The sequence below is a fragment of the Arthrobacter sp. BE255 genome (assembly GCF_031457335.1).
Lineage (GTDB): Bacteria > Actinomycetota > Actinomycetes > Actinomycetales > Micrococcaceae > Arthrobacter.
Window position 1 is genome coordinate 121,707 of record NZ_JAVDWK010000007.1, and the last position, 12,743, is coordinate 134,449.

Annotated in this window: 11 protein-coding genes; 3 read left to right on the forward strand and 8 right to left on the reverse strand. The window is 68.3% G+C overall.

The window, feature by feature from the left end; genetic code table 11:
• Positions 1-19: 19 nt before the first annotated feature.
• Positions 20-2,248 carry a S9 family peptidase gene (locus J2X42_RS13620; RefSeq protein ID WP_310165978.1) on the reverse strand — a complete coding sequence of 743 codons (2,229 nt, stop codon included), beginning with the start codon at positions 2,246-2,248 and terminating at the stop codon, positions 20-22.
• A 223-nt stretch (positions 2,249-2,471) separates the two neighbouring features.
• Here J2X42_RS13620 and J2X42_RS13625 point away from each other — a divergent pair, with 223 nt between their 5' ends.
• Positions 2,472-2,669: a hypothetical protein gene (locus J2X42_RS13625; protein ID WP_310165979.1), complete on the forward strand. Its 198-nt coding sequence runs from the start codon at positions 2,472-2,474 to the stop codon at positions 2,667-2,669.
• Between the two features lie 254 nt (positions 2,670-2,923).
• On the opposite strand, the gene J2X42_RS13630 is transcribed toward J2X42_RS13625, so the two are convergent.
• A complete protein-coding gene (locus J2X42_RS13630; RefSeq protein ID WP_310165980.1) occupies positions 2,924-3,967 on the reverse strand; it encodes an NAD(P)H-hydrate dehydratase in 1,044 nt (347 codons plus the stop codon).
• A complete protein-coding gene (locus tag J2X42_RS13635; protein WP_310165981.1) occupies positions 3,942-4,706 on the reverse strand; it encodes a histidine phosphatase family protein in 765 nt (254 codons plus the stop codon). The genes J2X42_RS13630 and J2X42_RS13635 overlap by 26 nt, the downstream gene beginning before the upstream one ends.
• Positions 4,707-4,981: 275 nt before the next feature.
• On the opposite strand from J2X42_RS13635, the gene J2X42_RS13640 reads away from it, so the two are divergent.
• Positions 4,982-7,537, forward strand: a complete 2,556-nt coding sequence (locus tag J2X42_RS13640; protein ID WP_310165982.1) for an AMP-binding protein — start codon at positions 4,982-4,984, stop codon at positions 7,535-7,537.
• A 75-nt stretch (positions 7,538-7,612) separates the two neighbouring features.
• Positions 7,613-8,035, forward strand: coding sequence for a hypothetical protein (locus J2X42_RS13645; protein WP_310165984.1), 423 nt, complete (start codon positions 7,613-7,615; stop codon positions 8,033-8,035).
• A gap of 55 nt (positions 8,036-8,090) precedes the next feature.
• Here J2X42_RS13645 and J2X42_RS13650 read toward each other — a convergent pair whose 3' ends face one another.
• The 5 genes from J2X42_RS13650 to J2X42_RS13670 all read right to left on the reverse strand — a co-directional run bounded on the left by J2X42_RS13650 (position 8,091) and on the right by J2X42_RS13670 (position 12,732).
• Positions 8,091-9,218: an LCP family protein gene (locus tag J2X42_RS13650; RefSeq protein ID WP_310165986.1), complete on the reverse strand. Its 1,128-nt coding sequence runs from the start codon at positions 9,216-9,218 to the stop codon at positions 8,091-8,093.
• A gap of 18 nt (positions 9,219-9,236) precedes the next feature.
• Positions 9,237-10,364 carry an LCP family protein gene (locus tag J2X42_RS13655; protein WP_310165989.1) on the reverse strand — a complete coding sequence of 376 codons (1,128 nt, stop codon included), beginning with the start codon at positions 10,362-10,364 and terminating at the stop codon, positions 9,237-9,239.
• Between the two features lie 99 nt (positions 10,365-10,463).
• A complete protein-coding gene (locus tag J2X42_RS13660) occupies positions 10,464-11,081 on the reverse strand; it encodes a low molecular weight phosphatase family protein (RefSeq protein WP_310165991.1) in 618 nt (205 codons plus the stop codon).
• A gap of 383 nt (positions 11,082-11,464) precedes the next feature.
• A complete protein-coding gene (locus J2X42_RS13665) occupies positions 11,465-12,082 on the reverse strand; it encodes a DUF305 domain-containing protein (protein ID WP_310165993.1) in 618 nt (205 codons plus the stop codon).
• A 137-nt stretch (positions 12,083-12,219) separates the two neighbouring features.
• Entirely contained in the window at positions 12,220-12,732 is a 513-nt protein-coding gene (locus J2X42_RS13670; RefSeq protein WP_310165995.1) for a hypothetical protein, read from the reverse strand.
• Between the last annotated feature and the right edge of the window lie 11 nt (positions 12,733-12,743).

Consider the following 12,743-nt stretch of genomic DNA (forward strand, 5'->3'; position numbering starts at 1 on the left):
GTGCCGTTACGGGACGGGGTTAGCGCAGGCCGGCCCCCGGGAGCAGTCGGGTGGCGCCGAGGGAATCGGCGATGAACGCGTAATCCCACGCCCGTTCACGCCACTGGACGTACCGCCCGGACGCGCCGCCGTGGCCGCCGTCCATCTCGATCTTCATGAGGATCGGCTCAGTCCCCGTGGTCTTGTTCCGCAGCTCCTGGACCCACTTGGCCGGCTCCACGTACAGCACGCGGGTGTCGTTGAAGGAGGTCACCGCGGCAACTTTGGGGTAGGCCACCGCGTGCACATTCTCATAGGGCGAGTAGGACTTCATGTAGTCATAGACCTCGGGGTCGGTGATGGGATTGCCCCATTCCTCCCACTCCAGCGCGGACAGCGGAAGCTCCGGATCCAGGATGGTGGTGAGGGCATCCACGAACGGCACCTGCGCCACCACAGCGGCGTACTTCTCCGGCGCCAGGTTGGCCACCGCACCCATCAGCAGGCCGCCCGCTGAGCCGCCCAGAGCCGCAATCCTGGACGGATCCACCCAGCCGGAAGTGGCCAGCCAGTCGGTGGCGTCCACAAAGTCCGTGAAGGTGTTCTTTTTGGTGAGCTTCTTGCCCTCCTCGTACCAGTGCCTGCCCAGCTCGCCGCCGCCGCGGATGTGCGCAATAACGAACACCACGCCGCGGTCCAGCAGTGACAGCCGCGCGATGCCGAAGCCCGGATCCATGCTCAGCTCGTACGAGCCGTACCCGTACACCAGGCCAGCCGCCGTCGAATCCTGTTTGACTGCCTTGTGCCGCAGCACGGAGAGCGGGATGCGGGTGCCGTCCGCCGCCGTAGCCCATTCACGGGTGGCCACGTAGTCGCTGCCGTCGTAGCCGCCAAGCACCGGGCTTTCCTTGCGCAGCAGCAGTTCGCCCGCGGGCTGTGCCGGGGTGGGCAGGACAAAGTCGTACACCCGCGACGGCGTGAAGTAGGAGGTGTAGCCCAGCCGGATCACCGGTGCCTCGTAGTCGGACCCGCCGACGCCGGCCGTGTACAGCTCCTCGTCGAACGCGGGTTCCACCGGGGCTTCCTGCGCTGGGGTTCCGAGTCCGGCCAGGCCCATTACCTGGACCCGCTCGATCGTGTCCTTGCGGATGGACACGATCAGGTGCGTGGAGGTGACCCCGGCACCGTTGACCCGGACGTCGTCGGAATGCCCGACGACGGTGCTCCAGTGCTGCTCGGCCAGTGGCTTGGCGAGCTCGGCCGGGTCGATCAGCGAGACCATGGAGTTCACGGCGTTCCGGTTGTGCGTGATGACGATCCGCTCGTGCTTTTCGCCGTCCGGGCCGGCGAGCAGGAACGGCTCCGCCTCGTAGAGCACGCGCTCGTCGCGCGAAATCACCGTGGTGAGCGCCGCCGTCGGATCATCAAAGCTCAGCAGGCGGGTTTCGCTGTACTCGGAGCAGCCGATGCCCAGCACGAGGTAACGCCTGTCTGAGGAGAGCTCAAAGCCCAGCCACATGGCGACGTCGTCCTCCTGGTAAATCACCTCATCGTCGGCGACGGGCGTGCCCAGGACGTGGGACTTGACCTGGTACGGGCGCCACGAATCGTCCACCACGGTGTAGAAGATGCGGGTGCCGTCCGGGGAGAAGCTGACGCCGTAGAAGATGTTCTCGATGACGTCCGGCAGGAGCTCACCGGTGCGGAGGTCCTTGATCCGGAGGGTGAAGCGTTCGTCGCCGGAGTTGTCCACGGCGTAGGCGTAGAGGTTCCCGTCCACGGTGACGGCGGAGCCGCCCACCGAGAAGAACGGCTTGCCTTCGGCTTCGATGTTGCCGTCCAGCAGTACTTCCTCGCCGGGGATGTCGACGCCGGCCTCCACCGCCGGGGGAGTCCAGTCAGCCACGGGGTTGCCGGTGTCGTCGGCGCGTACCCGGCACTGGATGCCGTATTCCTTGCCTTCAACCGAGCGGCTGAAGTACCACCAGCCGTCCTTGCGGTTCGGGACAGACAAGTCTGTCTCCTGCGTCCTGCCCTTGATTTCCTGGAAAATGGCCTCCCGCAGCGGCTCCTGGTGCGCGGTGACGGCCTCCTGGTAGGCGTTCTCGGCCTTGAGGTGCTCCACCACCTCGGCGGATTCCTTCTCGCGCAGCCATTCGTAGTTGTCCACGAAAGTGTCGCCATGGTGCGTCCGCTCGTGCGGTACCTTCCTGGCGACCGGCGGCGTGAGGGAAGAAGTTGCGGAATCCTGCAGCGGAGTCTGGGTCATTCCTTCAATATATAGACCCCTGCGGGCAATGGGGCGGGCCGTTCGCTACCGGGGGAGAGCCGCCCCGCCGGTCCGGTTGATCTATCACTTATGGTCCCTCTGAGCGCGGAGAACGACCATAAGTGATGGAGCAACCGGCTTCTGGAGGGGAAGGCGGCGGGCGTATCCTGATCACGCAAAGGCAACCAGCCACCGCGTGACCACGCCTGAAAGGGGAAGTTAAGTGACCATCCCGCCAGTGCACGAACCCGAGCCGTTCCCGCCGGAACCCGGCCCCGATCCCATGAACCCGGACCCCACCTTCCCGGGGCACCCCGGCCCTGCCAGGCCCAGCCCGGTTCCGACGCCGGAGCCCCCTGGTCCGCTGCCGGTGCCTGACCCGGGGCCGGCACCCCTGCGCCCCGATCCCACCCGGAGCTAAGTTACCCGCCGGAACCCCTTGTATTGGGTCTCAAACCAGTGCTAAAACGGCAGTACCGGGAGGATCCGAACGCGTTGTATATCTGCCTCTTCAGGGCGATTTGCCACTAAGGAACGCCACAGCGCCAAATAGCGCATCGGCAGTTGCGGTGATCCCCTCCGATACGATGGCCCCCGGCGTTGCCGGGGGCCATCCCCACGTCCGCGCCGGGGCCGCAAGTATACGTTCGCGCTTAGAGGCGGGGGCGGGTGGATTCAGGTGGCGAGCTCGAGCATCAGCGCGGGCAGCTCGTCGGCCAGTTCGCGGGCCAGGAAGCCCAACGGACCCAGCCTGCTGGCAAGCCGGTCCGCCGCGGCCGCGTGAAGGTGGCTGCCCCAGCAGGCGGCCTGGGCGTCACTGGTGCCCCGGGCCCGGAGCCCTGCGATGGCACCGGCCAGGACGTCCCCGCTTCCGGACGTGCCCAGCCCGCCGTAACCGGTGGTGATCTCCCACAGGTCGGGACCGCCTGAGGCCTCGCCGTCCGACCGCCCGGCCGCAGGCCGGGCCACAAAACCCTGGCAGCTGACCACAGCCTGGTACCGCGCCGCAATGGCCGCCACCGCAGACTCCAACTGGTCTATCTCACTGCCCAGCAGGATCTCCGCCTCGTGGGGGTTCGGGGTGAGGATGAGCCGGCCCCGCCACGGATCCAGGGACTCTTCGAGCCGGGGCAGGCATCCCAGGGCATAGGCGTCCAGGATGATGGTCGCGTCGCCGGTCACTGATCCGCGGCCGGTGACGGCGTCGGCGTCGAGCTCCAGCAGGGTACGGAGGAGCTTCTCCGTGAGATCGATGTTGTCCAGCCCCGGGCCGACCAGAACTGCGTCGGCGCTGCCAAGTTCGGACAGGACAGGCTCCAGCCCGGATCCCAGCACGGATCCGTCCGCCGATTCCGGTAGTCCGGCCACGCCGGCCTCCGGGAGGGACACGGCCACATGCATGGCCACCGATTCGGCCACTGCCAGTGTCAACCTGCCGGCCCCCGCCCGGAGTGCGGCGGTCCCGGCCAGCATGGCGGCGCCGGGGGTAGTTCGGGCGCCGCCGATCACCATCACTGCGCCGCGCGAATACTTGTCCTCACCTGCCGACGGCAACGGCCAGGAGCGCAATAGCGACGGCGTGACCGGCGCCGCCCGGGAACCGTTCGCCGGCGTGCCGGCCGGCGGACCCGCCGGCGAAGCCTGCCCGCCCGGCACCCCACCGGTGCCAGGCCCCGAACTGAGGCCCTGCCCCTCACCGGCGCGGGTGGACACTGGCATCCCCGGCGTGTTCGGTGACTTCGACGCCCTGGGCCGTGAGGTGGTCCGCCACGTTGAAGCTCTCCAGCGTCCACGGGCCCTGCCCGGCGGGGCGCACATAGCGGGTGATGGACGCGTTCAGGACTGAAGTGCCGGCGGCGAGGTCCAGGATTTCGGCCTCGCTCATGCCTTCCAGGATGTACCGGACCAGCAGGACCACGGCATCGTGGCAGACCAGCATTACCCGGTGCCCGCTGCCCAGGTTGTTCAGTTCGCCCAGGACCGATCGCAACCGCAGCACCACGTCGGCCCAGGATTCGCCGCCGGGCGGCCGGTAGTAGAACTTGCCCAGCCAGAGCCGCCGTTCGGCTTCGTCGGGATGCCACCTGTCCACGCCGCGGCGGGTGAGCATGTCCAGGACGCCGAGCTCACGGTCCCGGAGCCGCTCGTCCGTGCGGACTTTGACCGGCCAGCCCGCGGTTTCCACCGCGATCTCCGCCGTCTGCCGGGCGCGGACATAGGGCGAGGACACCACGGCGTCGGCACGGAGCTCCTCAGCGACGCCCGACAGCGCCCTGCCCAGCGCGAGTGCCTGGTCCTGGCCGGTGGCGGAGAGCCCGACGTCGGCGTCCCGGGCCGGCACCTCGATGATGTCGGCGCCGGCCTGGTCGGCCAGGGTCGCGGCCACGTTGCCATGGCTCTCGCCGTGCCGGACCAGTATGAGCTCCACCGCGCCGGCCTCCCGCACCGCCTGCGTCATTCCACTGCCATCCACCGCTCATCACCATCCGCCCTGTGCCGCACGCTGACCGCCGGATGCGGAAAGCAAGGGACATCACTAGCGGCGTACCCACTTTTGGCGCGGAATAACGCCCTCGTACAGCAACGCGGGGTCACTTATGGCCCTCTGACCACGGATTATCGGGCCGGAAGTGACCCCGCGTTGCTTGATGCTGGTGTGGCGCGGCGTCATGATCGGGCGGGCGGCCTTTTATCGAGTTGTTGTTAGGTAAGGCTCGCCTTTACAGTTACGCGGTGACTCCCTCCCTAGAACTCGCCGGGGTGGCCCTTGCCGCCGACCTTGCGCGCCATGGAGACCGGCCAGCCATCCTGACCGGCGGCAGCGTCCTGTCCTACCAGGAGCTCGCCGGCCGCGTGGACGCGTTTGCCGCCCGTCTGGGCACGGCGCGCCGCCTGGTGGTGCTTGCGGCGGACAACAGCGTCGGCTCGCTGGTGGCGTACCTTGCCGCCCTCGCCTCGGGGCACCCGCTGATCCTCGCGCCGGCCGGGAATGATGCCGCCGTGGCATCGCTCGTTGCCGCCTACGACCCGGACGTCATCGTCCGGCCCGGGACCGCACGGACGCCCGGGACCGCGGGGGACGCCTGGGGGGAGCCCGCCCTTGAGGAGGTGCGGCCAGTCACGAACCACACGTTCCACCCGGACCTGGCGCTCCTGCTCAGCACGTCCGGCTCCACCGGATCACCCAAGCTGGTCCGGCTTTCGCGGGAGAACGTCCAGTCCAACGCCGAGGCCATCGCCACGTACCTGGACATCAGCGCCGATGACCGGGCCGCCACCACGCTCCCGATGTCCTACTGCTACGGCCTCTCCGTGATCAACAGCCACCTGCTCCGCGGCGCCGGGATTGTGCTCACGGACCTGTCGGTGGTGGACCCCTGCTTCTGGCAGCTGTTCCGCAACCGGCACGCCACATCCTTCGCCGCCGTGCCGTACACCTTTGAACTCCTGGACCGGGTGGGGTTCACGGACATGGACCTGCCGGACCTGCGCTACGTCACCCAGGCCGGAGGCAGGCTGGAGCCCGGGACCGTGACCCGCTACGCCGAGCACGGCCGAAGCCGCGGCTGGGAGCTGTTCGTGATGTACGGGCAGACGGAGGCCACGGCCCGGATGGCCTACCTGCCGCCGCACCTGGCCGCCGCCCACCCCGGCGCCATCGGCGTGCCCGTGCCCGGCGGGAGCTTCCGGATCGAGGCTGTCCCCGGACTCGACGACGGCGAGCTCGTCTACTCCGGACCCAACGTGATGCTTGGCTACGCGGAGACCCCCGCCGACTTTGCCGCCGGACGCACCGTCACCGAGCTGCGCACCGGTGACCTCGCCCGCCGGAACGCCGCCGGACTGTACGAGGTGGTGGGGCGTCGGAGCCGCTTCGTGAAGATCGTGGGCCTGCGCATCGACCTTGGCCAGGTGGAGAAGATGCTGCACGGGATGGGCCTGCAGGCGGCCTGCGCCGGGACGGACCGGAAACTGGTGGCCGCCGTCGAGGGCAGCCATGACACCCGGCTCCTGGCCAAGATGCTCGCCCAGGACCTGGGGCTGCCGCGCGCTGCGGTGGAGGTGCACGCCGTCGGGGAGCTGCCCCGGCTGGGCACGGGCAAAACCGACTACCCTGCCGTGCTGGCCCTAGGCGCCGAACCTTGCCCTACAGAACCCGCCGCCGGAGGAGCCGCCGGTGGGGCGGCCCCCACGACGCCGGGAGCGCCGGAGGATGTGCGCCGGATCTTCGCCGAAACGCTGGAGATCGAGGACATTTCCGACGGCGACACGTTCGTTTCGCTCGGCGGCGACTCGCTCTCCTACGTGGCTGCGTCCGTCCGGCTGGAGAAGGCGCTCGGGCACCTGGCGCCGGACTGGCACGTGACCCCGGTCCGGGACCTGCAGGCCCGGGCGCGTCCACGCCGCAGCCGCCGGCGGATCTTCGCGCCGCTGGAAACCAGCATCGTGCTGCGTGCTGTGGCCATCGTCGTCATCGTCAGCACGCACGTGGACCTGATCCGCTGGCCCGGGACCGCCCATGTGCTCATGGCCCTGGCCGGCTACAACTTTGCCCGCTTCCAGCTGGGCGGCGAGAGGCTGCCCAGGCTGCGGCGCCAGCTGGTCAGTGTGGCGCGGATCGTGGTGCCCACCGTGGTGTTTATCGGGGCGGTCATGCTCCTGACGGACAAGTTCCACTACACCCCGCTGAACCTGGTCCTGCTCAATACGATGATCGGGCCGGCGGGCTGGACCGACGCCTGGCACTTCTGGTTCGTGGAAGTGCTGGTGTACGTGCTGCTCGGAATGATGGCGCTGCTGGCCATCCCCTGGGTGCACCGGACCGAACGCCGGTTCCCGCTGGCCTTCCCCGTGGCGCTGATCGGGGCGGGGCTGCTGGCCCGCTACGGCCTGCTCGGTTTCGACATCCTGCACACGCGGCCGGTCCTGTGGCTCTTTGCGCTGGGCTGGGCCTTTGCCCGGGCACGCACCGTTCCGCAGCGGCTGGCACTGTCCGCAATTGCCGCCGTCGCCCTTCCCGGCTACTTTGGCGACCCGTGGCGGGAGGCCACGATACTCGCCGGAATCCTCCTGCTCGCCTGGGTGCCGGCCCTTCCGCTGCCCGCCATCCTCCACCGTGTGGTGGGTTTGTTGGCCAGCGCTTCGCTGTATGTGTACGTGACGCACTGGGTGGTTTTCCCGGACCTGAAGGACAATTATCCGGTCCTGGCGGTGGCCCTGTCGCTGGCGGTGGGAGTGGCGTACTGGGCTGTTTGGCAGCGCCTGATGGGCCGGATCAAACGATACTGAACTGTCATCTGGTAACCCTTGACACTGCGTCAGTAACGCGCGGTAATTATAAGCACTCTTAGCAAATTGGGGACCATGATGCGCAACCTGATTCCGAAAGGCACCCTCCGGCAGATGCTCCTGCCACCCACCTTCGGCCTGCATTTAACGGGGTCTGCGGAGTACACGGTGCTTTCCGTGGAAGTGTGGAGCACCTGCCTGGTGGTCAACATCCACGTGGAGTCCGCCGTCGGGAAACCGGTGCCGGGCATTGCCATTGAGGACCACCGGGGCACTGTTTACACGTTCCAGGACTCCGCGAACGTCGGCTCCCGGAACCTGCAGGTCTTCACCCCCTCCGTGCCGTTCGGCACGCGGAGCCTGACCATCCGGTCCACGGACGACGCCGATGCCCGCCTCGTGGTGACCTTCGCGGTCCCGCTGATGCTCAAGGCCGACGAAATGGCCCAGGCAGAGGAACCCGTTACGCGGGCTTCCAGGCTGCAGCGCCCGGCGTAGCGGAGCGCCCGGCGTAGCGGTCTGGCGGGCCTGCCAGGTCCCCGCGGTCAGGGCGTCAGAGTCCGTTGGCAGCGGCGTATTCGGCCAGCCTGCCGTCCCTTAGGGCCGCGGCAACGCCGGCTATCCCTCCGTAGTCGGGCAGCACCACCGATGCCCCGGCGATGGTGCCCACTCCGGCTGTCGGCAGTGTCACAAAGGTGCTGGCGTTGTAGTCGATGCCGCGCATCCCGTAGGCGAGGATCGCCACTGTCATGGCATCGAAGCCCTGGTCGACAGTGAGCCATGGGCCGGAAAGGGCCACGAGGCTCCGGACCACGTCGGGGTTGTTCAAGGCGCCGTCGCTGGTCAGCTTCGCCAGCAATGCCCGGACGAACGTCTGCTGGTTGCGGACCCGCTGATAGTCGCCGTCGACGAACGCGTACCGCTCGCGGACGAACTCGAGCGAGGCCTGTCCGTCCAGGTGGTTCAGCCCCGGGGTGAAGACATGATGGGTCTCGAAGGTGGCCTGGAAGGGCACGGGGACAGCAACGTCAATGCCGCCGAGCGCATCAATCAGGGCCTTGAAACCGCCGAAGTCCAGCATCATGGTGTGGTCGATGTGGACGCCGAGCAGCGACTCCACGGTCCGCACCGTCAGAGGTATGCCGCCGACCTGCAGGCCGGTGTTGACTTTGGCGCCGCCGTAGCCGGGGATGTCCACCCACATGTCCCGCATGATGGAGACGACCTGGACGGTCCGGCGGTCCGGCGGGACGTGGACCACCATGAGGGTGTCCGAGCGGTGGTCTGAGGATTCGCCCGTAGCCAGCGTGTGGTTTTGCTGCTCCCGGGCGTTGCCGCGGCTGTCGCTGCCGATGATCAGGACGTTCATGGCGCCGGGGGCGAGGTCCGGGATCGGCTCGGGCGGCGCGGGAGCGGCCGGCGCCGGGGCAGGGGTCTCGGTAGGCGTGGGCGTTTCGGTGGCAGTGGGCGTGGCAGTCTCCGACACCACGGGTGCCCCGGATTCCGAGCCGGTGCGGTTGAAGCTGAAGACGGCGATGACCACCCCGACCACCAGCACGACTGCCAGGACGGCGGCAATCAGGCGCCGGCGTCGTTCTGTCCATGGCAGTTGCGCCGGGTGCGGCGCAGCGGGAGCGGAAGGCTCAGGACCGCTGGGGTCGGAACCGGATGGGGTGCTCATCGTTGTGCCTCCATGGCATCAGTTTCCGCCCTCCAGGCCATTGGCGGCTACATAGTCGCCCAGCGTGTCGGCGGCCATGGCAGCGGAGAGGGCATCGATGGCTACGGGATCGGTGAGCACAATCGACTGGCCGTCGGTGGAGGTCCCGGTGCCCCGGGTGGGGAGGGTGAACATCACCATGTCGCGGGGGCGGACGTCCTTGAGTTCCACGGCGAGACCGGCGATCGTGGCGGCGTCCAGGCCGCCGTCGACGCTGATAAACGGGGCCATGGCGCTGACCACGTTATGGACCTTCAGGGGGTTCAGGAGCGTGTCTGCGCTGAGGTTCTTGGCCAGCAGCGCCTTGACGAACGCCTGCTGGTTGCGGACGCGCTGGTAGTCGCCGTCGGCGAAGGCGTAGCGCTCGCGGACGAACTCCAGGGCGTGCTTCCCGTCCAGGGTGTTGGGGCCGGCGGGGAAGGAGATCTGGTCGTGGTAGGAGACAAAGGGCGCCGGGATGTCCACTTGCACCCCGCCCAGGGCATCGGTCAGTCCTACGAATCCTTCGAAGTCGATCATGGCGATGTGGTCGATGCGCTGGCCGAAGATGGATTCCACGGTCTGCACCATCAGCGGGACGCCGCCGAACGCCAGGGCCGCGTTGATCTTGGCGTGGCCGTGATCCGGGATGCCCACCCAGAGGTCGCGCATCAGGGAGATGGAGTAGATCTTGCTGCGGTCGGCGGGGATATGGACCAGCATCAGGGTGTCCGCACGCTGGTTTGATCCGGCTCCGGACGTTGCTTCCTCAGTGGTGGCGCCGCGGCTGTCGCTGCCCATCACCAGGATGTTCAGCGACCGGCCGGAGTCCGACGCCGGGGTCCCCGCTGCTGCGGGACCGGCTCCGGGAGCACCGCCGGCGGCTCCGCCGGGAACGGACGGCAGCGGGCGGGTGGCTTCATCGGGGAAGGCGTTTTCAATCTTGGTGGTCTCCGAATCGAAGATCCTGCCGAGGTTGAAGAGGTAGGCGCCCGCGGAGGCGGGGATGAGGATCACCAGCGCCAGCAGCACCAGCAGGACAGCCCGGAACGGGCGACGCCGGCGTGCAGGATTGCGTGCAGTTTTGCCGGGATGTGCGAAGCTCGGATGCGCGGACAGGGTGCCCATTTCCGAAAATTAGCACCGGCGTTCCGGCGTTACATCGGGGGAATCCGCAGAAAAGCCGCACAATAAGCCGCAGCGAAAAGTACGACGGCGGCAGCCCGGTCAGGCGGGCGCGTTCAGCCGTGCGTGGCGCAGGATGGAGACGATCGCCGGGGCCAGTTCGTCTTCCATCTGGTGGTAGACCTCCAGGCCGCGGCGGTACGGGTCGATGATGTCGTTTTCGGATGAATCCGCCGGAAGTGACAGGTGCCGTACAGCTGCAGCCCTCGCCGGCAGCCCGCGCCAGAAGGCCGCGTTCGCGGCCAGCCGGTCGCCGCCGTCGTGCGCTGTTTCTTCTGCCCTGTCCGGTGCGGCGGCCGCGCGGTCATCGAGCACGTCGAGCATCCGGGCGAACTCGCGGATGGTGAAGGTGCGCTTCAGGAGGGACGCGTCCAGCTGCAGCACTTCGCCGCGGTGGCCCGACGTCATGGTGAGCACCAGGTCCACGCCGCGCAGGATTTTGCTGGTCAGCTGGCGGGCGGCGAAGCCCTCCGCGTTGCCGCCGAAGGTCCGTACGATGTCCGCCGACGGCGGCTGGATGGGCTCGCCCACTAGAGCCCGGGTGCCGGCGCTGGTGACGACAAAACCGCCCGGAACCGCCTGGTCCAGGCCGGCCTGCAGGAGCCGCTCGGCCACGGGGGAGCGGCAGATGTTGCCCGTGCAGACGGTCAGGATTCTCACTTGGGCGGGGGCAGGTTCGGGGAGTTGCAAAAGGGATACTCTTTCCAGCCGGCGCGCCGGACCGGTCGGTCCGCACATTTCAACTTAACACGTGAAGCTGCGGCCGCCGCCGTCGAAACGCTCTCTCACTTGATGCAGCAAATCGGGCGACGCTCTATCACTTTCTGCAGAAAATCGGGCGACGCTCTCTCACTTCCCGGAGGCGGGCTGGGGGCTGACGCCACGAGGTGCGAGAGGGTCGGCCGGAAACCCGCATCAAGTGAGAGAGGGTCCGACGGAAACCTGCATCAAGTGATAGAGGGTCGGCCGGAAAACCCGCATCAAGTGAGAGAGGGTCCGACGGCGGGAGACGGCTCAGGCGGTCGGCCCGAGCACCCGCGGGGTCAGGACGTGGCGAGCAGCTGCTTCATTTCCTCGATCTCGGCCTCCTGCGCGGTGATGATCGCTTTTGCCAGCGTGATGGTTTCGCTGTATTCGCCGGAGTCGACCTCTGTCCGGGCCATCGCGATGGCGCCTTCATGATGGGCGATCATCTGCGTGAGGAAGAGCTTCGCCGCCTCATCGCCTTGGGCTGCCTTGAGCTTGTCCAGGTCCTCGCCGCTGACCATTCCGGACATGCCACCGCCGGGCATGGAGTGGCCCGTCATCATGCCGGTGGGCTGGTTCCAGTCCTCCAGCCAGCCGGTCATCTGCTCGATCTCGGGGGCCTGCGCCGCCTTGATACGGGTGGCCAGGGACGTCACCGCCGCGGGAATGCCAGGCTTCGCCAGCATGATGTCGCTCATTTCCACGGCCTGGGCGTGATGCGGAATCATCATCTGCGAGAACATGATGTCCGCAGCGTTGTGGTCCGCGGCGGCGTCCGGCATCATGCTGGACATCGGGCTGGAACTGCCGTGGTCCATGCCATGCGACGGCGTGGTGGCGGTCCCCGCGGCGCAGCCGGCGAGCGAAATGGCTGCGGCAAGGATGGCTGCGACGCTCAAAGTTTTGGTGTTCATGGGAAATCTGTCCTTCAGGTTGAGGTTCGGCGCCGGGGCGCCGGAAATCTTGGCATGCCGCGCAGTGGCGCGGCGGACGGCCTGACGGCGCGCATCAGGCGGGGATACCGCCGGGGCGCGGCCCGGCGTCGCCCCTTTTACGTCCGGCTGATGGACAGGTCCCCGGGCGAGGGGCCGTCGGGGAGGTAGGCGTACGAGCCTGGGACAGCGGCGCGGGAACTGGTGTCCGCGGCCGCCAGCTGTCCGGCGCTGCCTGGCTCGGGGGCAGAAAGGGATCCTGCCTTGGCCAGGGGAGTGCAGGCCGCGCCCGGCAGTTCGGTACCGGCGAAGCTGCCGCTACAGGCGGCAGCGGACGACGGCGGCGCGGCAGCGGACCGCGCGGAGGCGTGGGATGCGGGCGGGGCGGAAGCGTCAGCACCGGAAGCGGCCGCGTCAGTAGCGGAGTGCCCGTGGCTGTGCCCGCCGGCAGGTGCCATGCCCGCGGGTGCAGCTGCTGACGACGGCGGCGGCGCGGCACCCAGCATGTGCGCAGCATGGTTGCCGGTCAGGGTGTGCATCCCGAGGATCCCGGCAACTATGGCCAGGATGCCGGCGAGCAGGCCGGCGCGGCAAACCAGCACGGCGAGTCGCCGACGGGCCGATGCGGTCATGCTGTGCCTCC

Excerpts from the sequence above, each read along its gene's own strand:
- J2X42_RS13620 (WP_310165978.1), bottom strand. The coding sequence starts at position 2,248 with ATGACCCAGACTCCGCTGCAGGATTCCGCAACTTCTTCCCTCACGCCG.
- J2X42_RS13645 (WP_310165984.1), top strand. The coding sequence starts at position 7,613 with ATGATGCGCAACCTGATTCCGAAAGGCACCCTCCGGCAGATGCTCCTG.
- J2X42_RS13630 (WP_310165980.1), bottom strand. The coding sequence starts at position 3,967 with ATGCCAGTGTCCACCCGCGCCGGTGAGGGGCAGGGCCTCAGTTCGGGG.
- J2X42_RS13635 (WP_310165981.1), bottom strand. The coding sequence starts at position 4,706 with ATGACGCAGGCGGTGCGGGAGGCCGGCGCGGTGGAGCTCATACTGGTC.
- J2X42_RS13665 (WP_310165993.1), bottom strand. The coding sequence starts at position 12,082 with ATGAACACCAAAACTTTGAGCGTCGCAGCCATCCTTGCCGCAGCCATT.
- J2X42_RS13655 (WP_310165989.1), bottom strand. The coding sequence starts at position 10,364 with ATGGGCACCCTGTCCGCGCATCCGAGCTTCGCACATCCCGGCAAAACT.
- J2X42_RS13670 (WP_310165995.1), bottom strand. The coding sequence starts at position 12,732 with ATGACCGCATCGGCCCGTCGGCGACTCGCCGTGCTGGTTTGCCGCGCC.
- J2X42_RS13650 (WP_310165986.1), bottom strand. The coding sequence starts at position 9,218 with ATGAGCACCCCATCCGGTTCCGACCCCAGCGGTCCTGAGCCTTCCGCT.